The sequence below is a fragment of the Pedococcus sp. P2_E5 genome (assembly GCF_056403895.1).
In genome coordinates this window covers 34,468-54,720 of the sequence record NZ_JBFUEP010000019.1, presented here as the reverse complement: position 1 = coordinate 54,720, position 20,253 = coordinate 34,468, and the positions used below count along the sequence as shown (strand labels likewise).

The window sequence follows — 20,253 nt, the reverse complement described above, 5'->3', positions numbered from 1 at the left end:
CTCCCGAAGTGACGCCGTGAACTCTACGGTACTCAAGCCGTCGTCGCGGCCCGTGCGAGAATGCGCGCCACCCCCAGATCAGTTTCGGCACCTGTCCCAGGAGTCATCCCTTGCACCTGCTTCCCGGCGCGGAGCCCTACTCCCACGACGGATCCGACACCGGCGTGCTGCTGGTCCACGGCTTCACGGGCACCCCCCAGGGCGTGCGTCCCTGGGGCGAGTACCTCGCCGAGCGCGGCTACACCGTCCGCGTTCCGCGGCTGCCCGGGCACGGGACGACGTGGCAGGAGCTGAACCGCACCCGCTGGGACGACTGGTATGCCGTCGTCGACGCAGCGTTCCGCGAGCTCCACGAACGCTGTGGCCTGGTCTTCGTCGGCGGGCTGTCGATGGGCGGGGCGCTGGCGCTCGCCCTCGCCCAGGAGCACGGCCCTCGGGTCTCGGGACTGGTCCTAGTCAACCCGGCCGTGAAGTTCGAGGACTGGCGGGTCCGGCTCGTTCCTGTCCTCAAGCACGTCATGCCCAGCGCAGCGGCCATCGCCAGCGACATCAAGAAGGCCGGGGTGGTCGAGCTGGCCTACGACCGCTCGCCGGTGCACGCGGCACACTCGCAGTTCACGGCGTGGAAGAACGTCATCCGCGACCTGCCGGAGGTGACCCAGCCCGTGCTCCTGCTGCACTCGTCGGAGGACCACGTCGTGCCCGCGGCGAGCTCGGAGCTCGTCCTGGCCAGGATCTCCAGCGAGGACTCCACCGAGATCCTCCTCCATGACAGCTACCACGTGGCTACCCTCGACAACGATGCGCCACGTATCTTTGAGGAGTCGGTGCAGTTCATCGAGCGGCTGAGCTAGACCGAGTCCACCGAGTCCAGCCTTCCTGCTCGATCCAGACCAAGGGGCATCCATGAGCGACCGCGACGTCGACGCCGAGTTCGCGGACATCATCGCGCGCTGGGACGAGGTCCAGTCCCTGCCCGACACCCCCGGCTCCCCCGACAGCGACACTGGCGGCTCCACCGACGACGACGCCGGCCACCCCACGAACAGCGACGCCAGCCCCCACGACGCGTCGATCGAGGGCGGCGCCGCGGGCCAGGCGCCACCGGGGGTCAACCCGCCGCTGCTGCCGAGCGTGAACCCGCCACCGACCCGGCCGTTCGTCGTGTGGCGCGGAGCGGAGCAGCCGGGACCCGCCGAGGACACCCCCGACCCGGTCGAGCTGCGCGACCTTCGCGACCTCGACGACGACGATCACTTCGAGCCCGGCCCGACGGCGCCCCTGCCGCCGCAGGAGGACCTGCAGTTCTGGGGCATCATCGTCGGCCTCGTGGCCGGTCCGCTGCTCCTGCTGTGGCTCGTGCTGTTCCGGCCGAACGTCAGCAACTGGTGGGCGCTCGCAGCCCTCGGACTGACGGTCATGGGTTTCGTCCTCCTGGTGATGCGGCAGCCGCAGGCCCGCGACGAGGACGACCCCGACAACGGCGCCCGCGTCTGAGCCGTTCGTTCCGAAAAGTCCCGTTCGGGCCTCTGCACTTTGGTGCCGCCGCTACTTTCGCGCCCATGCAGCCGATCAAGCCGGTCAAGACCCAGGTCACCTGGATGCGGGCCCGCGACCTGACGCCCCCCGAGTCGATCACGCGCGGCGGCCAGGTGAACGGGGTCGGTGGTCCCGTCGTCGACGTCCTGGTCCTCATGGTGGTGTCGGTGCTCGGCGCGGTGGGAGCCGTGTGGGCCCTCGCCCACCTGTCGATCCCCGGCTTCGTGATCATGGGAATCTTCGCGGTGGTCCCCGGCTACATGGGGTGGGTCCGCTTCCAGCAGTCCTCGGCCCCGGCTGTCTCCGTGGGCGCCGGCGGTGTCTGGCTGGCGGGCACGGACCGCCGCGCCGGTCAGGCGATCCCGTGGAGCGACGTCGAGGAGCCGGTCTTCTTCACCGTCGTGGAGCGTCGGGTGAATGTCACCCGGGTCGACCGCCACCGTGCACTCGGGGTGCGGCTCCGGGCCCCCCGTCCCATCCCTGCCGACGAGCGCGCCCAGCTCGAGCAGCTGGCGGGTCACCTGCCCGACATCGGGGAACGGATCATGGAGTCCGTGGCGGCCTGGGAGGCGATGCCCTACCGCCAGATCGGTGTCGCCGGCCGCCTCGAGCGCTCGAACCTGACCAAGGCAGTGGCGGGCTTCGCCCCCTCCGTGCGCGTGGCCGACGGACCGCTGACGACGTCGCTGACTCCCTGGGTGGTCGGCGAGGCAGACGCCCCGGACCGAGTAGCTGACCCAGGCTCCCGCTAGCCCGCCGGGGCTTCGTCAGCCGCGGTGGCCTCGGCTTCCTCGACGGTGGACTCGGCCACCGTGGGTCCGGTCTCGGTCTGCGCTGTCGGGACCGCCTGCGGGTCGAGGTCGACGTCGACCCACGTCGGGCGGTGGTCGCTGGCCGCCACCAGGTCGGCGAGCTCCAGAGCCACGTCCTGGTGCGGCAGGACGCCCAGGTCGGGCGAGGCGAAGATGACGTCGAGCACCTTGCGGGGTGCCCTCGCCGGGTAGGTCGGAGCGGTGGGTGAGATCAACCGGAGCGGCGAGGCGAACAGGCGCCAGGCTCGGCCCGTCTCCCCCTCGTTGAGGTCGCCGGCCAACAGCACCGGCCCGCCGCTGGACACCCTCTTGAGGATCTGGCCGGCGTGGCGCTCACGTTCGTCGGCATCGAGRCTGAGGTGCACCGAAGCCACCACGAGCGGCTGGTGACCGGCGGGCCCGACGCGGAGCACGGCATACCCGCGGGTGCGTTGGAGGGCTGCGACCCTCAGCCGGTAGTGGCGCGACTCGGGCACCTGCACCCGCAACGACGTGAAGATGGTCGTGCCCCCGCTGCCGCGGTGCCGCCCCGACCAGAACATCCCGCACTCGGCCGCGAAGTCCGACACCCGCCACGTCGAGAACAGCCGCCGTGGGACCTCCTGGAGGCACAGCACATCGGGGTCGATCGCGCGGATGACCCGGGCAGCCGCGCGACGGTCGAGGGTGAAGTCCTTGACGTTGTAGGACGCCACGCGCATCGTGCTCATGCGCCCTCGGCGCCGGCGCGTCCCAGGGCGTCTCGTCGGGCCAGGTCGGCAGCACCGATCAGACCGGCCTCGTTGCCCAGGGCCGCCGCCACGATCCGCGCCTCCGGGCGGTAGCCCCGACCCGTGAGGTGCCGCCGGAACGCGGCGCGAGCTGGTTCCAGGAGCAGGTCACCGGCCGCGCTCACCCCTCCCCCGACGACGAAGACGCCGGGGTCGAAGGCGGCCGCCAGGTTGGCGATGCCCAGACCGAGCCACTGCCCGATCTCGCCGAGCAGCTCGGTGGCCGTCGAGTCACCCTCGCGCGCCGCCTCCGTGATCATGGGGCCGGTCAGCGCCGACAGGTCACCACCTGCCCGCGCGAGCAGGTCGCTGGCCATGGGGCTGTTCGCGGCCATCAGGGAGCGGGCCTCACGGACCAGTGCGTTGCCCGAGGCGTACTGCTCCCAGCAGCCCCTGTTGCCGCACTCGCAACGCAGTCCGCCCGGCACCACCTGCATGTGCCCGAACTCCCCCGCGATCCCGAACCGGCCGCGCATGATCTGGCCGTCCATGATCAAGGCGCCGCCGATGCCGGTGCCGAGGTTCACCATGACGACGTGTGACTCTCCTTGTGCCGCACCGAATCGCCACTCCGCCCAGGCAGCGGCGTTGGCGTCGTTGTCGACCGAGATCGGCACCGGGACGCGGCGCTGCAGGTTGGCTTCGAGCGGTTCGTCGCGCCAGGACAGGTGGGGGGCGAAGACGACGGTGGCCCGGTCGGCGGCCACGAATCCAGCCGCTCCGATGCCGACCGCGACCACGTCGTCCCCCGCGACGTCGATCAGCTCCCCGACGACTTCGACGATGGTGTCCTCGACCACGCCCGGGCTGGTGGACCGGTGGGGCGTGTCCCGTCTGGCCCTGGCGACGACGGTGCCGTCGGCCTCGACGACTCCACCGGCCACCTTGGTGCCGCCGATGTCGATGCCGACAGCCAGCCCGGAGCTCACGACCCGACACCCTCGGCGGCGAGCGCTGCCGCGCCGATCAACCCGGCGTCGTTGCCGAGCCGGGCGGCCACCATCTCGGCGACCGGCCGGTGGCCGCGCCCCGTCAGGTTGCGGGCGTATGCCGCGTGGGCAGCTCCGATCAACAGGTCGCCGGCCGCGACGACGCCACCGCCGATGACGATGAGCTCGGGGTCGAGGATGGCTGAGACCGAGGCTGCGCCCTCGCCCACCCATCGGCCCAGGTCGGCGAGGAGCTCGACGGACGCCGAGTCCCCGGCCTGCGCGGCGCTGGTGACGTGGTGCCCCCGGAGAGCGCTCGGGTCGCCGTCGCAGGCCTGCGACAGCGCCGCGGCACTCAAGGCGCCTGACGCCACGAGCTCGCGGGCCTCGCGGACCAGGGCATTGCCCGACGCGTAGACCTCCCAGCAGCCGCGGTTGCCGCAGCCGCAACGGATGCCGTCGGGGACGACGCGCATGTGCCCGAGCTCGCCAGCGATGCCGAAGGCGCCGCGCAGCAGCCTCGAGTCGACCACGACGCCACCACCGATCCCGGTGCCGACGGTGATGAGCACCATGTCGTCGGCCTCGGTGGCCGCCCCGAACCGGAACTCACCCCACGCAGCGGCGTTGGCGTCGTTCTCGATGGTGACAGGCTGGTCGACGAGCGCCTCGAGCCGCATCTTGAGCGGTTCGTCGCGCCAGGCGAGGTTCGGGGCGAAGAGCACGGTCGAGCCGGTGCGGTCGATGAAGCCGGCACACGCCACGCCGACACCCCGCACGTCCGTGCGGTCGGCGCCGAGCTCGGCCACCACGGCCGCGACGTCATGGGCGATCTGGTCGGGGTCGTGGGCGGGGGTGTCCCTGCGGGCGCGCGCCAGGATCTCCCCCGTCGCGGAGACGACACCGGCGGCGATCTTGGTGCCGCCGATGTCCACGCCGATGGTGACGCTCATGAGGTGGCACTCCCCTTGGTGCCGTGGTGCTCGTCCTCGTCGTCCACCACGATGTCCTGCACGCGGCCCCGTGCCGCGCTGGACGACTTCCCCGAGGCCTTCCCCCGGGAGGTCCCTGGCGCGGCTGCGCCGTCGTCGGTGCGCCGTTGCCCGGCGATGTCGCGCAGGGTGGCTGCGAGCGCGCCGGCGAGGTCGGCCAGTCGGTCCACGGTCTCGGGTCGCACCGAGCGCAACAACCCGATGCCCTGGCAGACGGGGCACAGCTGACAGGTGACGGCCTGCCCGACACCGTTCTCGGCACCGCAGGACTCACAGCGGGGAGCCTTGCCGCCGCCGCCGCCGCCGGAGTCGGGGTCGCCGTTGCGGTCGCGGTCGCGGTCTGGACCAGCGTCGTTCGGTGACGTCCGCGCACCTCCCGCCGCCGCGGCATACCCGGCCTGGGTGGTGCTCGCCCACCCGCCGAGGGCGTCGAGCAGTCGGGCGGCCTCCTGGGCCACCGTGCCCACGGCAGGGCGTTCGTCGTCAGCCACGCGGCCAGACCTCCTCGTCGGGGACGAAGCGCACCCGCAGCAGACCGTCGCGCACCGAGGCACCTTCGACCACACATCGTTGCAGAGCGGCCGGGAGGGTCAGCACCCGCCGGTGCTCGCCCACCGTCACGACCAGCTCGTCGTCACGGCGTTGCAGGCCGAGGTCGGCGGCGTGCGCGAGCGGCAGCGGCAGGGTCATCACGAACCCCTCGGGCGTCCGCTCGACCGTCAGGCCGCGGTGGGTGACCGGCGAGAGGACGTCGGCAGCACCCTCCTGCGCCTGCGCGAGGTCGGCGAGCGCGTCGGCCCCGATCGGCTCGGACGACAGGTAGGGAGTCACGACGACGGGCAGCCCGGCGAACGACTCACGGACCTCGACCAGACCCTCCTGCTGCGCCGCGTTCCAGGAGGCGCGCCAGGCGTCGGGGGCGTGACGCCCCGCCTCGGCGGCGGCGTCCGGGAAGACCCGGTTGACGACCACCGCGTCGACGACGAACCCGTAGAGCGACAGCGACGTCCAGGTGCGCCGGGACTCGGCGATGACCACACGTTCGGGGGTGAGGACCAGCCGCACGGAGGTCTGGTCGCCGGTCAGGATGCGGTGCACGGCGCGCATCTGCCGGTGCCAGCCGGTGACCGCCTCGACGACGGCGACGTCGGGCAGGGGCACTCCGGCAGCGGCCGCCGCRGCCGGGCGCAGCGTCCGGATCAGCCCGCGCTGGGCCGGCAGGAGGCGCTCGAGGTGCCAGGCGAGGGCTTCGGGCAGGGCCAGCAACCGCAACGTCTCGGCGGTCGGTGCGCAGTCGACGACGACGAGGTCCCACGGACCCGACTCGACCTGTGCGCGCAGCTCGAGCAGCGCCGCGACCTCCTCGGCACCGGGCAGGCGGGTCAGCTCCTCGGCGACCACGGGGTCGATGCCGACCGTGTCCAGCACTGACAGCAGGTAGTCCTGGACCACCCGCCAGGACTCGCCCAGCAGGTGTGGTGGAGAGATCTGCAAGGCGGACAGGCCGGGCTCGACGTCGACCGGCGCCCCGCTGCCGTCGCGACCCGACCGGGGGTCCACCCCGAGGTCGACACCCAGCGCGTCGCCGAGCGAGTGGGCTGCGTCGGTCGACATGACCAGCGTCTTCACGCCGGCTCTGGCAGCGTGGACCGCGGTGGCGGCGGCGGTGGTCGTCTTGCCGACGCCACCCTTGCCGGTGAAGAGGATGACCCGCATGGCTAGCGGCGCCCTGGGGCGACGACCTGCCTCAAGCCTCCACCCGCTTCTTCAGCGACTTCAGCGCCGTGTCGATGATGACCTTCTCGGCCTTGCGCTTGAGCATGCCGAGCATCGGGATCTTGACGTCGACCGCGAGCCGGTAGGTCACCGTCGTGGCGTCCTTGCCCTTGGCTGCCAACGTGTACGAGCCGTTCATGGCCTTGAGGACGGTCGCCTCGACCAGGCTCCAGGACACGACGCCGGTGCCGTTCTTGGCGACGTCCCACTCGTAGTCGAGGGTGTAGGTGTCCTTGATGGCCCCGGCGTCGAGGGTGAACTGGACCTGGTCGGCCCACCCGTCGCCCTCCTCGGTGAGGATGGTGACGTTCTTGACCTCCGTCGCCCACTGCGGATAGCTCTCGAAATCGGCGATGACGTCGAGAACCTCACCCGGCTTGGCGTCGATGTCGATGCTGGATTCGGTGCGGTCGGCCATGCGCGGAAGGCTACAGCGCCCGGCCTTTCCACGACGACCGCGACCCTCGGCGACGAGCGCGGCGCTCGGGGACCACCGCGGCCCTCGGGGACCACCACCGTCAGGGACGAGCGCCCTCGAGGCGGTCCTTGAGCTCGTGCACGGCGCGCTTCCACCGGAGGGTATGCCGCGTGGCCACGTCGCGCGGTGCCCGCGGCCCCCGGGTGCCGCGGACGTAGTGGTGGACCACCACCCCGTCGCGGAACGGCTCGAGCCAGACCTCCATCTCGCCGACGACCTGTCCGGTCACACTCCAGCGCACCCCCTTCACGCCGCGATCCCGGATGACTGCCCGGGTCAGGTGTGGCCAGATCTGGGCGGTCCAGGCCTCCTCGTCGAGGCTTGCCCGGACCACCCGCGGCGCAGCACGGATGAAGGTCTCGTCGACGATGTCGATCCTGCGGTCCCTCACCGGCCCAGTGTTTCGCACCTCGCGCCGCGATGTGACGGAGCCTTCAACAGAACGCCCTCCCCCGGTGCACCTACCCACGGGTAGTCTGTGCAGCACTGAGGCAGTGATGCCGTCGTCAAAGGAGACTCTGTGCAGGAACACGTCGCACCGCCCCTCGTGYCGCCGACCACCGAGGGGAGTCTTGCCGATCTTCCAGCGCGCAACGCCGCCTCGAACCCCTCGCGGGTCGCGTTCTCGCGCAAGGAGGGCACCCGCTGGATCGACGTGACCGCATCCGAGTTCGACCAGGACGTCCAGGCGGTCGCCAAGGGCATGATCGCCTCGGGGATCGCGCCCGGTGACCGCGTGGCGATCATGTGCAAGACCCGCTACGAGTGGACGCTCACGGACTTCGCGATCTGGACCGCCGGTGCGGTCACGGTCCCGATCTACGAGACCTCCTCGGCCGAGCAGGTCAGCTGGATCCTCACCGACTCCGGCGCCAAGGGCATCATGCTGGAGACCCCCGCCCACGCAGCCACCCTCGACGAGGTCCGTGCGCAGGTGCCCGGCCTGGCCCACGCCTGGCAGGTCGACGCCGGGGCGATCGCCGAGCTCAAGGCCGCCGGTGCCGAGGTGTCCGACGCCGACCTCGAGACCGCCAAGGGCAGCCTGAACCGCGCCAGCATCGCCACGATCATCTACACGTCGGGCACGACCGGTCGGCCCAAGGGTGTGCAGCTCACCCACGACAACTTCCTGGCGCTGTCCGAGAACGCCATCACCAAGCTCACGTCGGTCGTCAAGGCCGAGGGCGCGTCGACGCTCCTCTTCCTGCCGCTGGCGCACGTCTTCGCGCGGTTCATCCAGGTCCTGTGCGTCACGGGCGAGGCCAAGATGGGGCACAGCGCCGACATCAAGAACCTCCTCGCGGACTTCGCCGAGTTCAAGCCGACCTTCATCCTGTCGGTCCCCCGCGTCTTCGAGAAGATCTACAACTCCGCCGAGGCCAAGGCGACCGCCGAGGGCAAGGGCAAGATCTTCGCGACCGCCGCCGACACCGCGATCGCCTGGTCCACCGCGCAGGACACCGGCGGCGCCGGCCTCGGGCTCAAGGTCCGCCACACCCTGTTCGACAAGCTCGTCTACTCCAAGCTCCGGGCCGCCATGGGCGGTCAGGTCATGTATGCCGTGTCCGGCGGCGCCCCGCTCGGCACCCGCCTCGGTCACTTCTTCCGCGGCATCGGCGTCACCGTCCTCGAGGGCTACGGCCTCACCGAGACCACCGCGCCCGCCACGGTCAACGTGCCCGACCGGGTCAAGATCGGCACCGTCGGCGCCCCGCTGCCCGGCGTGGGCATCCGGATCGCCGACGACGGCGAGATCCTCATCCAGGGCAACAACGTCTTCGCGGCCTACCACAACAACGCCGAGGCGACCTCGGGCGCGGTGCTCGACGGCTGGTTCCACACCGGCGACATCGGCGAGCTCGACGAGGACGGCTACCTCAAGATCACCGGCCGCAAGAAGGAGCTGCTCGTCACCGCCGGCGGCAAGAACGTCGCGCCGGCCGCGCTCGAGGACCGGCTGCGTGCCCACCCGCTGATCTCCCAGTGCATCGTCGTGGGTGACCAGAAGCCGTTCATCGGCGCCCTGCTGACCCTCGACGAGGAGATGTACCCCGGCTGGGCCAAGAACAACGGGCTCACGGGTGTGACCTTCGACCAGGCGCGCACCAACGAGGCGGTGCTCGCCGAGCTGCAGAAGGCCGTCGACGACGCCAACAAGTCGGTGTCCAAGGCCGAGTCGATCCGCAAGTTCGCCGTCCTTCCCGGCGACTTCACCGAGGAGAACGGCTACCTCACGCCGAGCCTGAAGCTCAAGCGCAACATCGTCATGAAGGACTTCCACGACCAGGTCGAGTCCCTCTACGCCGGGGGCGGCAAGGAGTAGCCGGGCGACCTTTAGGGTCTAGCCATGCGCCGACACCGCCACGATTCCTCCACTCGGACCGTGGCGGTGTCCTCGTTCGCGTTCGCCCTGGGTTGGCTGCTGTTCTTCACCGCCCTGCAGTGGAGCGTGGTGCGCTACCGCATCCCCATCGTGGCCACCCTCACGGCGGCCACCGTGGCGCTCGCCCTGTGGCAGTGGGCCGGCTGGCGGGTCCGGCTGACCCGTCCGGCGGTAGCCGTCATGCTGGCCGGTTCGGCCCTGGCCACGCTGGCAGTCCCGTTGTTCAGCTATCTCGCACCGACCGGGCTGGCACTGGCCACCACGCTGCTCGTCGTCGCGCCGCTGGCGGCCGCGGTCCTGTTGTGCACCAACGGTTCTCGCGCCCCGTGGGCAGCCGGCGCCGTCGCCGTCACGGGGTATGCCGCGTGCGCGGCCACCGCCGTCATCTCCTCCCCGCGCCCGCGTATCGACGTCTGGGTCGTCCTCCAGCAGGCGACGGACGCCCTCGGGCGCGGGGAGAACTTCTACGCCATGACGTGGGCCGGCTCCCCCGGCGTCAAGGACGCCTTCCCCTACCTGCCGTGGACCACGGTGCTGCTCGCGCCGGGGAAGTGGCTCCTCGGTGACATCCGCTGGGCGCTCGCGTTCTGGACGCTCGTGGCGGTGGCCGGTGTCTGGCTGCTCGCGCGCGGGGTGACACCGCGGCATACCGGCCCCGATGCTGGGCGCGGATGGGTCTGGACCGCCGCGACGGTGACGGCGCTGCTGGTCTTCGCGCCGGGAACCCTCACCCAGCTCGACCAGTCCTGGACCGAGCCACTGCTGCTCGCCGGAATCGTCTGGTGGGCCGTCCTGGTGCAGCGCGACCGGGCCTGGTGGGCCGTCATCCCGCTGGCGTTGGCGTGCGCCAGCAAGCAGCACCTCGCCCTGCTGCTGCCCGTCCTGCTGCTGTGGCGCCCGTTCGGCTGGCGCCGGTCCATCGCGACGGGCGCGCTGACCGGGGCGCTCATCGCCCCCTGGTTCCTCGCGAGCCCGCCGGACTTCGTCCACGACACGATCAGCCTGCTGGTTGGCTTCCACCCCATCAAGTTCGCCAACACGCTCTACCTGTTGGCACTCAACACCTTTGGCGTGACGCTGCCGTTCGCCGTGACCGGGGTGGCCGTGCTCGGCACCCTCGCTGGCGTCTGTTGGACGGTGTGGCGACGCCAACCCCTCCTGGCCGACGTGCTGCGCTGGCTGGCCCTGGTCCTGCTGGTGGCCAACCTCGTCAACAAGCAGGCCTTCTACAACCAGTTCTGGCTCGTCGGCGCCCTCGTCGTCGCGTCGCTGGCCGTCGCCCTCGACCGGGGACACGACGCGCCGGGGTCGTAGCCGCAGACCCCGTTTTCTCCCCGCACGGCGTGTCCTCGGTCAGCCGTTGGCCAGGGTTTTCAGGTAGGCCAGCCACTCCTTGGTGAAGGTGGCCTGGGAGGTGTGCAGCACCGTCGCGAAGGCCGTGGCGACGTTCGCGTCGGGGTCGCTGCTGTCGCTGGACGAGGGGTCGGGCTTCGTGGCCGCCGCGAGGTAGAACCGCACCAGCCCCGCTGTGCCGTGGCGGTCGACGATGCGGGTGACAGCCAGCCACGCGGCGTTGTAGCTCGGCGCGATGGTGGTGCGCGAGGGGTCGAAGTCGGCTGCCGACGGCAGTGCCTTGGGCCCCCTGCCCGCACGGACCCGGGCGAGCAGGGCTGCGGCCACCTGGGTGCGTGTCGCGCCGCTGTCGCGGTAGCCGACGAAGTCGGCCATGCCCTCGGACAACCAGAGCGGCACCGGACGGTTGGTCGAGGCCCGGATGGCGACGTGGGTCGCCTCGTGGGTCACGACCACCTGCCTGCCGCGGGGCACGAGGCGGGCGAAGGCACTCGGGTTGACCACCACCCGGTCTGCGCCGCCCCGGCCCTGGAGGTCGAACGGGCCGTCCGTGACGGCCGCCACCTGCCCGACCTGGTCCTTGTCCTGACCGACCTGCTCGGCCATCTGCGCGGCGGTTCCGGGAACCACGAGGACCAGGCGGCTGTTCCACGGCGGAGTCCAGACGGCGTCGACCCGCTTGACGGCGAGGTTTCCAAGGGCGAGGTAGGGAAGCAGCCGGCTCTGTGGACCCGAGCCGACGACGAGCGTGGTCGCACTGCGCACCACGGTGAACTTCGGAAGGTCCCACAGCTGCACCTGGGTGCCGCCGTCGGTGTCGTCAGCCAGCCGCCAGTCCTCCCCTCGTCGCACGACGGTGAAGTAGGACTCGAACTCCCGGGTCGCCGTGTCGTAGCCCGCGAGGCCGTAGCGGCCGGCCACCCGGGAGACCCAGGCATCGGGCCCGAGCTGGGCCACCCGCTCGGCGCTCAGGGCAGGAGCGGGCTCGGGCGTGCCATAGCTGAAGGTGCCCAGCGGGAGCTGGGCCAAGGCGTCGTACTGCGCGAGCTGGCGCAGCCCGAAACCCGAGGTCGGGTCGTCCAGGGAGGCGGCGAACGCCGACCGATCGTGGGCCCGGACGGCCGCGGCCCGCTGCGAGAGCAGGGCGGCCAGGGCGTCCTCCCGCGCGACGGAGGGCTCGGGCGCGTTCTGCTGGGAAGCCTGCGACGTCGTCGATGGGCGGACGGTCGGCGGCTCGCTGGGTGAGCAGCCGACCAGCAGGGAGACGACCAGCGCGGTGAGCCCCGCACCGGCAGCCGGGCGGCCCCGGCGAATGCCACGGGACGGGGTGGGCCGGCTCATCCAGCCATCGTAGGGAGCGATCAGCCGACGGCGCGGATGTGGGCGGCCCACGGCTCACGGCGAGCACTGGCCGAGGTGGCCTCGTGGGCGCTGACCAGCCCCGCGTCGGCGAACCGTGCGACGGCCGCGCGCTCGGCGGCGTCGAGGGGCAGCTGTGCGCCCTGCGGCACCAGCATGGCCGTCACCATGCAGTCGGCGCAGTGCAGGTCGCGCACCGGGCAGCTCTGGCATTCGATGATCATCGCGACCACCTCGCTCTCTGTCTTGGGACCCTGTCCGTCTGGGACTGCTGTCGTGTCGACGACGCTAGGTGAGGGCACTGACAACGCCAGCCACGCGGCATACCCGAGGTCCTGGCGAAGGGCGCGCCTGCCACGGGCTGTCACACCACCGGCCTACCGTCGGGTCCATGCAGACGGCCGACGACCAGATGGTGCAAGGCACCTTCGACGACCTGGGCACGGCACTGGCCGATGTCACGTTCGTCGTCGTCGACCTCGAGACCACCGGTGGCAGCCCGGCCGACTCGGCCATCACCGAGATCGGCGCGGTCAAGGTGCGTGGCGGCGAGGTGCTGGGCGAGTTCCAGACGCTGGTCAACCCGCACCTGCCGATCCCGCCGTTCATCCAGTCCCTCACCGGCATCACGACCTCGATGGTGGCCGACGCACCACGCATCGAGTCCGCGCTGCCCGCCTTCCTCGAGTTCGCCCAGGGCGCGGTGCTCGTGGCCCACAACGCAGGGTTCGACGTCGGGTTCCTCAAGATGGCGGCCCGCGACCAGGGCATCGACTGGCCGCGGCACGCGGTGCTCGACACCGTCCACCTCGCACGCCAGCTGGTCAGCCGTGACGAGGCGCGCAACCACAAGCTGTCCACGCTGGCCGCCCTGTTCGGCGCGACGACCACGCCGGACCACCGCGCCCTGCACGACGCACAGGCCACCGTCGACGTCCTGCACGCCCTCATCGGCAGGGTGGGCAGTCTCGGGGTGCACACCTTCGAGGAGCTGGCGAGCTACACGTCGCGGGTCAGCCCCGCCCAGCGACGCAAGCGGTGGCTGGCCGACGGCCTGCCCAACGAGCCCGGTGTCTACCTGTTCAAGGACAGCGACGGTCGGGTCCTCTACGTCGGCACCTCGGTCAACATCCGCACCCGCGTGCGCAGCTACTTCACCGCCTCCGAGCAGCGCACCCGGATGGCCGAGATGGTGCGGCTCGCCGAGTCGGTCACCCCGATCGTCTGCGCCACCACCCTCGAGGCCGAGGTCCGCGAGCTGCGCCTCATCGCCGAGCACAAGCCGCGCTACAACCGCCGCTCCAAGAGCCCCGAGCGGGCCACCTGGGTCAAGCTCACCGTCGAGGCCTTTCCCCGGCTCTCGATCGTGCGCGAGGTCCGCGGTGATGGCGCCAGCTACATCGGCCCGTTCGGCAGCCGGGGGTCGGCTGAGGCCGCCGTCGCGGCCGTCCACGAGGTCATCCCCCTGCGCCAGTGCGTGCAGCGGCTGTCCCCCACCCGCCCCGTCGGGTCGTGCGCCCTCGCCGACATGGGGCGCTGCGGCGCCCCCTGCACCGGGGCCCAGAGCGTCCAGGAGTATGCCGTGGTGGTGCAGGACGCCGTCCACGCCCTGGCCGGCGACTCTCGCGGCGTGGTGACGGCGCTGCGCACCCGGATGGGCTCGCTCGCCGACCAGGAGCGGTTCGAGGACGCCGGCATGCTGCGCGACCGCCTGCTCGCGCTGGTGCGTGGCATGGCCCGGGCCCAGCGGATCGCGCCCTTGGCGGCCAGCCCCGAGATCATCGCGGCCCGTCCGGCCACCTCCGGCGGCTGGGAGGTCGTGGTCGTCCGGCACGGCCGGCTCGCCGCCAGCACCATCTCCCCCCGAGGCGCTGACCCGATGCCCTATGTCGATGCGGTGCGCGACAGTGCCGAGGTCGTGCTGCCCGCCCACTGGCCGGCCCCGGCGGCCACGCCCGAGGAGACCGAGAAGATCCTCCGCTGGCTGGAGTCGTCCGGGGTGCGCATCGTCGACCTCGATGGCGAGTGGACCTGCCCGGTCGGGGGTGCCGGTGGCGCACGCGCCGAGCTCGAGCCGCAGGTGGTCGCGCGCCACGCGGTCTCCGGCTTCGTCGCGGCCTCCTGACGCGCCGCGCCAGTGCGCTGCTCTCGTCGAGCCCGGACCGATACATTGGGGAGGTGATCTCCGCCATCGTGCTCATCAACGCCGAAGTCGACCGCATTCCCGAGGTGGCGCAGGCCATCGCCGAGCTCGAAGGCGTGTCCGAGGTCTACTCGGTCGCCGGTGACGCCGACCTGATCGCGATGATCCGGGTCAGGGAGCACGAGCAGCTCAACGACGTCATCGCCGACCGGCTCAACAAGGTGCAGGGCGTCATCGGGACCAACACGCACATCGCGTTCCGCACCTACTCCAAGCACGACCTCGAGGCGGCCTTCAGCCTCGGCCTCGACGGGGACTGAGCACCGGCGTCCGCGCCCTCCGCTTCGGAGCGCGACTCTCCTCGGGCGCGCCCTCGTCCGCACGGCCGATCTGAGTAGCAACGCCCTTCCGCGAACCCCGGGCGACCTCCACACTCGGGTCAGAGGGTGCACCGCGCCCCACGTCTCCGGGAGGACCGATGTCGACGATCCCCTGCCCCGCCTGTGGCCGGTTGCTGCCCGAGGCGCCGACCTCGTGCCCCGGCTGCCACCTGCCCCTCACCGGCCCCGACGCCGTGCGGCTGTGGGAGGTCGACCAGGGTCTTGCCGCCCTCCAGCGCGAACGCGCCTCGCTGCTCGCGGCCCTGCGCGCCACGGTGGGCGCCACGGTGGGCGCCACGGTGGGCGCCACGCCTGCGCCCGCGGCCTCGGTGGCCACGACCGGGACCGAGGAACGGGTGTCGCAGCCGCCGTCGGAGCTGCCCTGGGAGCTGTCGGAGTCGCCCTCGGAGTCGCCCTCGGACGTCGCCCTGTCCGACTCGTCGCCGGTCGCCCGTCCCCCATCGACACCTGCCCCGGCCCCGCGCCGGAGCTGGACCACCCAGCAGACATTGCTGGCAGTGGGTGTCCTGCTCGTCCTCGTCGCGGCGTCGATCGCCCTGGCCATCGCCTGGTTCGTCATCGGCCGCACCGGCCAGATGCTCGTGATGGGTGGCTTCACCGCTGCTGCGACCGTGGCCTCGCTCCAGCTCTCGCGTCGCCACCTGCCCAGCAGCGCCGAGGCCCTGGCCCTGGTCGCCGGGGGTCTGCTGCTCCTGGACGTCAGTGCCGCGCGCCGCTTCGGGCTGGCCAACCTCGACGCCCTCGACGGACGCACGTACACGGCCGTCACCGGCCTCCTCGCCGCCCTCGCCCTTGCCGCCCTGCACCGCCATGACAGGCGCATCGCCGGCTTCGCCGTGCTGTCGCTGACTGCAGCCTCGATCGGCTGGGCAGGGGTCGTCGGCTACGCCTCGACCGCTGCCGCAGGCGCCGCACTCTCCCTCCTCGGTGCCGTCCTCTTCGGCGTCGTTCACCTCGTGGTGCCGGCGTCCTTCGGGTTGACCCGCCGCGCCGCGACCGGCCCCGCCGCCGGATGGGCGGCGCTCTCTTTCGCCGCGGCGGCTGTCGGCGCGGCCACGGCGTCGGCCGATGCCCTGGACACCCCGTCAGGTGCCGGAGTCGGCGCGATGACCTTCGACGGCGCGGCCTGCGTCGTCCTCCTGGCCACCCTGGCTGTCGCAGGCGCCTTGACGATCCGGCGGGTCGTCGCCGTGCGAGCGACCCACCTCGGCAGCCGCGCCGCGGTCCGAGCCGACTGGGTCGGGCGTCCCCTGTCCGGCGACTGGCGAGCCCTCGGTGTCGTCGCCCTCGTCGCCTCCGCAGCGGTCCCCACGGCTGTCCTGTGCCTGGCCCTGCAGGTCGGCGCTCTGTGGACCGCGGTGCTGGCCCTGCTCACCGCGGTGCTCGCCACGGTTCTCGCAGCCACCCGCACCCGGACGACGTCGCTGGGCACAGCCTGGTGCGAGGCCCAGACAGGCCTGGCCCTCGCGGTCCTGGTCCTGGTCGCGATCGTCCACGACTCGCGTCCCGCGACGATCGTCGCCCTCACCGGCGTCGCCCTGGCGGCCGCGACGGCTGCCGTGCACCGGCCGGGCTGGCGGGTGCAGGCGACGGCAGTGGGCGCAGTCGCCGCCGTCGCAGCCGTCACCCTCACCGGGTCCATCGCCTCCCTCGACGCCGCGGTGCTGGCCGCTGCCGCGGCGGGAGCCGCCCTCGTCACCGGATCCCTGGCCCGGCGATCGGAGCCCGAAGAGCCACCGTTGGCCGTAGTCGGCCACCTCACCCTGTTCGGCGCGCTGCTGGGCGCCCTGGGGAGTGAGCTCGGCGACGTCGTGGTGATCACCCTGCTCATGGCCATCGCGTTGACCGCGGCGGCCACCGCCGTGCTGCGACCTCTCCTTCGCCCGGTCGCCGCAGGTGTCAGTGCCGTGGCGGCAGCCTGGGCCCTGTGGCTCACCGGTGGGCTGGTCGGCAGCCGCACCCAGTGGACCGTGCTCGTGGCCGCCGCCCTGGTCCTCGTGGCCCTCGCCCAGTGGCGCCGCCGCAGTCCTGAGGAGTTCGTCTTCGGCACCCTCGCCTGCCTCGTCGCCCTCACCACCATCGTGGTCGCGGTCGACCGCTCCTGGCCGCACGCGGCCGCAGCCGTCGCCGCGGCATACGGGCTCGTCGCCATCGGGTATGCCGCCCTGCCGCACCGCCGCGCGGTGGTCACCCTGGCCGTGGTGGCACTCACGTCGGCGGTCTGGCTCGAGCTCGCCCACGCCGACGTGACGACGCTCGAGGCCTGGACCCTGCCGTTGGCCGCCCTGGTGCTCGCCGCCGGGCTGTGGTCGCACCGCGAGCTCGGCGACCACTCGTGGTTGACCGCCGGACCGGGTCTGGTGGTGGCGCTACTGCCCTCCGCGCTGTTCACCACGGTCGACGACGGGGTCGTGCGCCCGTTGGTCACGGTCTCGGCGGCGGTGCTCGTCCTGGTCGCCGGCGCGCTGCGCCGGTGGCAGGCACCGGTCGTCCTGGGGGCGACAGCTGCCGTCGTCATCGCGGTCACCCAGCTCGGCCCCTATGCCGTCCAGCTGCCCCGCTACCTCACCCTCGGCACGCTCGGTGTCGCGCTGTTGGCCATCGGGGCGAGGTACGAGCAGCGCCGGGCCGACGCGCGCCAGGCGGCCAGCTGGCTGGCCGGAATGTCCTAGGTCGGCAGGCACTGGGACAGCCAAGTCCCCGGCTCCTCACCCCGACGGGGGAGGCTGCCGTGGCCCGAGCCGGCGTACCTTCGCCGACATGGATGACCTGACCCTCCTCTTGCAGCGGGCCGCCGACGTCGCGGCCCGCCACCGGTCCGGACTGCCTGGAGCGCCAGTGGCTGCAGCAGCCGATGCGGCCACCCTGCGTCTGGGGCTGGACACGGTCCTGCGCGATGCACCGACACCGGCCGGCGAGGTGCTGGACGAGCTGGTCACGGCCTTCACGCCGGGGCTCGTCGCGACGCCGGGACCGCGGTTCTTCGGCTTCGTCATCGGTGGCGCGCTGCCGTCGGCCACTGCTGCCGACATGGTCGCTCTCGGGTGGGACCAGTGCGCCTTCAACGCCGTCCTGTCCCCCGCGGCCGCCGTCGCCGAGGAGGTCGCGGGTGGCTGGTTGAAGGCCCTGATGGGGCTGCCGGCCGACGCCTCCGTCGGTTTCGTCACCGGCGCCCAGGGAGCGAACACCGTCTGCCTGGCCACTGCTCGTCAGCACGTGCTCGCCGCGGTCGGGTGGGACGTCGGGCGCGACGGACTGGGTGGCGCCCCGGTCGTGCGCGTGGTCGCCGGCGCCGAGCGCCACGCGACGATCGACCGGGCGCTGCGGCTGCTCGGGTTCGGCACCGCGGTCGTGGAGGAGGTGGGCGCCGGCGAGAACGGCGCCATCGACGTCGGCGAGCTCGCCGCCGTCCTCGAACGGCGCGAGCCCGGACCGACGATCGTCTGCCTCCAGGCCKGCAACGTCAACACCGGCGCGTGCGACGACCTCCGGGCCGCCTGTGCGGTGGCCCGCCGACACGGCGCCTGGGTGCACGTCGACGGGGCCTTCGGCCTCTGGGCAGGCGCCTCGCCCGGCAAGGCGCACCTCGTCGACGGGGTCGACCTCGCCGACTCGTGGTCGTGTGACGGGCACAAGTGGCTCAACGTGCCCTACGACTGCGGTTTCGCCATCTGTGCCCACCCTCGGGTGCACGCTGCGGCGCTGTCCTACACCGCGGCATACCTCACCGGGCAGGGCGGGCCGACGCCGGCGTTGGGCGACCTCGTCCCCGAATCATCGCGAAGGGCAAGGGGATTCGCTGTGTGGGCTGCCCTGCGCGAGCTGGGCCGGGACGGTGTCGCCGACCTCGTCGACCGGTGCTGCGCACTGGCCCAGCGGTTCGCCGACGGGCTCGAGGCAGGCGGCGCCGTGGTGGTCAACGACGTCGTCCTCAACCAGGTCCTCGTCAGCTTCGGCAGCGACGCGCGAACCGACAGGATCATCGACGGGGTACAGCGTGACGGGACCTGCTGGCTCGGTGGCACGACCTGGCGCGGCCGTCGACTGATGCGGGTCTCGGTGTCGAACTGGTCCACGACCGAAGCCGACGTGGACCAGTCGGTCGCAGCCATCCTGCGGGTGGCGGCGACCGAGGTGGAGCCGGACCAGGCGGACCCGCTGGTCTAGCCGGACCAGTTGGCCCACTCGGACCCGTTGGTCTACTCGGACCCGGTGCGCTGGGTCGCCGCGGCCCACCGCGCCAGCTGTGCGGCGGCAGCCCCGGAGTCCAGGGCAGCCTCGGCTCGGTCCATGCCGGCGCGCACCGCTGCCGCGAAGGCCTCGTCGGACACCGCGTGCTCGATCCTGTCGACCGCCCCGCCCGACGTGCTGTCGGTGCCCGCGAGATCGGGTGCGGCCAGCGCCAGGGCCATCCCGGCGTTGAGCACGACCGCGTCGCGCACCGCCCCGCGCCCTCCGGCGAACAGGTCGCGCGCCACCTGGGCGTTGTGCGCCGCATCGGCACCACGCAGCGCCTCCACCGGCTGGCGTCCGAGACCGACGTGGAGCGGGTCGAAGGTGCGCTGGGTGACCTCGCCGCCCTGCACCCACCACACCGTCGAGGTGGTGCTCAGGGTCAGCTCGTCGAGGCCGTCGTCGCCCCGGAAGACCACGGCAGCCTTGCCGCGTCCGGCGAAGACGCCGGCCATCAGCGGCGCCACGCGTGGGTCGGCGACTCCGACCACGGCATACGTGGGCTGCGCGGGGTTGGTGAGCGGCCCCAGGACGTTGAACGCCGTGCCCACACCCAGCCCGCTGCGCGCCACGGCGGCGTGTCGCATCGCGGGGTGGAACGCCTGGGCGAAGCAGAACGTGATGCCGGCCTCGGACGCCACCTCGGCCACCCGCTGCGGGCTCAGGGTGAGGTTGACCCCGAGGGCCTCGAGGACGTCCGCAGAACCGGAGGCCGACGACGCGGCCCGGTTGCCGTGCTTGACCACCCGGATCCCACTGGCCGCGATGATGATCGAGGCCATCGTCGAGATGTTGACCGTGTTGGACCGGTCGGCGCCGGTGCCCACGATGTCCAGGCTCGGGCCCGGGACCTCGATGCGGTTCGCATGCGCCAGCATGACGTCGGCCAGGCCACGCAGCTCCTCGACGCTCTCGCCCTTGGCGCGCAGCGCGACGAGGAAACCAGCCACCTGGACCGGCGAGGCCTCGCCGCTCATGATCTGGTCCATCGCCCAGGCGGCCTGGTCGGTGGAGAGGTGGTTGCGCGCGATCAGCAGGGTGAGCAGGTCCGGCCAGGTGGGACCAGCCGGCTCCGGGGCGCTCAT

General features: G+C 72.3%; 19 protein-coding genes. 9 read left to right on the top strand and 10 right to left on the bottom strand.

Annotated elements, in window-relative coordinates; all coding sequences use genetic code 11:
- The first annotated feature begins 110 nt into the window (after positions 1–110).
- The 3 genes from AC1DVZ_RS08330 to AC1DVZ_RS08320 all read left to right on the top strand — a co-directional run bounded on the left by AC1DVZ_RS08330 (position 111) and on the right by AC1DVZ_RS08320 (position 2,291).
- A complete protein-coding gene (locus tag AC1DVZ_RS08330) occupies positions 111–854 on the top strand; it encodes an alpha/beta hydrolase (RefSeq protein ID WP_477617718.1) in 744 nt (247 codons plus the stop codon).
- Between the two features lie 52 nt (positions 855–906).
- Positions 907–1,497: a hypothetical protein gene (locus AC1DVZ_RS08325; protein ID WP_477617717.1), complete on the top strand. Its 591-nt coding sequence runs from the start codon at positions 907–909 to the stop codon at positions 1,495–1,497.
- Positions 1,498–1,562: 65 nt separating this feature from the next.
- Positions 1,563–2,291 carry a hypothetical protein gene (locus tag AC1DVZ_RS08320; RefSeq protein WP_477617716.1) on the top strand — a complete coding sequence of 243 codons (729 nt, stop codon included), beginning with the start codon at positions 1,563–1,565 and terminating at the stop codon, positions 2,289–2,291.
- Here AC1DVZ_RS08320 and AC1DVZ_RS08315 read toward each other — a convergent pair.
- The 7 genes from AC1DVZ_RS08315 to AC1DVZ_RS08285 form a co-directional block, all read right to left on the bottom strand.
- Entirely contained in the window at positions 2,288–3,061 is a 774-nt protein-coding gene (locus tag AC1DVZ_RS08315) for an endonuclease/exonuclease/phosphatase family protein (RefSeq protein WP_477617715.1), read from the bottom strand. The genes AC1DVZ_RS08320 and AC1DVZ_RS08315 overlap by 4 nt on opposite strands.
- Positions 3,058–4,050 carry an ROK family glucokinase gene (locus AC1DVZ_RS08310; protein ID WP_477617714.1) on the bottom strand — a complete coding sequence of 331 codons (993 nt, stop codon included), beginning with the start codon at positions 4,048–4,050 and terminating at the stop codon, positions 3,058–3,060. The genes AC1DVZ_RS08315 and AC1DVZ_RS08310 overlap by 4 nt, the downstream gene beginning before the upstream one ends.
- A complete protein-coding gene (locus tag AC1DVZ_RS08305) occupies positions 4,047–5,003 on the bottom strand; it encodes an ROK family glucokinase (RefSeq protein WP_477617713.1) in 957 nt (318 codons plus the stop codon). The genes AC1DVZ_RS08310 and AC1DVZ_RS08305 overlap by 4 nt, the downstream gene beginning before the upstream one ends.
- Positions 5,000–5,533: a hypothetical protein gene (locus AC1DVZ_RS08300; RefSeq protein ID WP_477617712.1), complete on the bottom strand. Its 534-nt coding sequence runs from the start codon at positions 5,531–5,533 to the stop codon at positions 5,000–5,002. The genes AC1DVZ_RS08305 and AC1DVZ_RS08300 overlap by 4 nt, the downstream gene beginning before the upstream one ends.
- Entirely contained in the window at positions 5,526–6,758 is a 1,233-nt protein-coding gene (locus AC1DVZ_RS08295) for an ArsA family ATPase (protein ID WP_477617711.1), read from the bottom strand. The genes AC1DVZ_RS08300 and AC1DVZ_RS08295 overlap by 8 nt, the downstream gene beginning before the upstream one ends.
- 31 nt (positions 6,759–6,789) lie before the next feature.
- Positions 6,790–7,236 (bottom strand): SRPBCC family protein, encoded by a 447-nt coding sequence (locus tag AC1DVZ_RS08290; protein ID WP_477617710.1) that lies wholly within the window; start codon positions 7,234–7,236, stop codon positions 6,790–6,792.
- 100 nt (positions 7,237–7,336) lie between these two features.
- Positions 7,337–7,687, bottom strand: coding sequence for a hypothetical protein (locus AC1DVZ_RS08285; RefSeq protein ID WP_477617709.1), 351 nt, complete (start codon positions 7,685–7,687; stop codon positions 7,337–7,339).
- Between the two features lie 129 nt (positions 7,688–7,816).
- Between AC1DVZ_RS08285 and AC1DVZ_RS08280 the strand changes: the two genes are divergently transcribed.
- Both AC1DVZ_RS08280 and AC1DVZ_RS08275 read left to right on the top strand, forming a co-directional pair.
- On the top strand, positions 7,817–9,619 hold the full coding sequence (locus tag AC1DVZ_RS08280; RefSeq protein WP_477617708.1) for an AMP-dependent synthetase/ligase: 1,803 nt from the start codon (positions 7,817–7,819) through the stop codon (positions 9,617–9,619).
- 24 nt (positions 9,620–9,643) lie between these two features.
- Positions 9,644–10,993 carry a hypothetical protein gene (locus AC1DVZ_RS08275; protein ID WP_477617707.1) on the top strand — a complete coding sequence of 450 codons (1,350 nt, stop codon included), beginning with the start codon at positions 9,644–9,646 and terminating at the stop codon, positions 10,991–10,993.
- 39 nt (positions 10,994–11,032) lie between these two features.
- Here AC1DVZ_RS08275 and AC1DVZ_RS08270 read toward each other — a convergent pair whose 3' ends face one another.
- Together AC1DVZ_RS08270 and AC1DVZ_RS08265 are read right to left on the bottom strand one after the other, a co-directional pair.
- Positions 11,033–12,373 carry a hypothetical protein gene (locus AC1DVZ_RS08270; RefSeq protein ID WP_477617706.1) on the bottom strand — a complete coding sequence of 447 codons (1,341 nt, stop codon included), beginning with the start codon at positions 12,371–12,373 and terminating at the stop codon, positions 11,033–11,035.
- A 20-nt stretch (positions 12,374–12,393) separates the two neighbouring features.
- Complete coding sequence (locus AC1DVZ_RS08265; RefSeq protein WP_477617705.1) at positions 12,394–12,615, bottom strand: hypothetical protein; 222 nt, start codon at positions 12,613–12,615, stop codon at positions 12,394–12,396.
- A gap of 167 nt (positions 12,616–12,782) precedes the next feature.
- Between AC1DVZ_RS08265 and AC1DVZ_RS08260 the strand changes: the two genes are divergently transcribed.
- From AC1DVZ_RS08260 to AC1DVZ_RS08245, 4 genes are all read left to right on the top strand, one after another.
- On the top strand, positions 12,783–14,516 hold the full coding sequence (locus AC1DVZ_RS08260) for a DEDD exonuclease domain-containing protein (RefSeq protein ID WP_477617704.1): 1,734 nt from the start codon (positions 12,783–12,785) through the stop codon (positions 14,514–14,516).
- Between the two features lie 53 nt (positions 14,517–14,569).
- Positions 14,570–14,854, top strand: a complete 285-nt coding sequence (locus AC1DVZ_RS08255) for an Lrp/AsnC ligand binding domain-containing protein (protein WP_179420205.1) — start codon at positions 14,570–14,572, stop codon at positions 14,852–14,854.
- Between the two features lie 158 nt (positions 14,855–15,012).
- Complete coding sequence (locus tag AC1DVZ_RS08250; protein WP_477617703.1) at positions 15,013–17,607, top strand: SCO7613 C-terminal domain-containing membrane protein; 2,595 nt, start codon at positions 15,013–15,015, stop codon at positions 17,605–17,607.
- 88 nt (positions 17,608–17,695) lie between these two features.
- Positions 17,696–19,102, top strand: a complete 1,407-nt coding sequence (locus tag AC1DVZ_RS08245) for a pyridoxal phosphate-dependent decarboxylase family protein (protein ID WP_477617702.1) — start codon at positions 17,696–17,698, stop codon at positions 19,100–19,102.
- Positions 19,103–19,134: 32 nt separating this feature from the next.
- Here the strand turns inward: AC1DVZ_RS08245 and trpD are convergent, their stop codons facing one another.
- Positions 19,135–20,253, bottom strand: coding sequence for an anthranilate phosphoribosyltransferase (gene trpD, locus AC1DVZ_RS08240; RefSeq protein ID WP_477617701.1), 1,119 nt, complete (start codon positions 20,251–20,253; stop codon positions 19,135–19,137).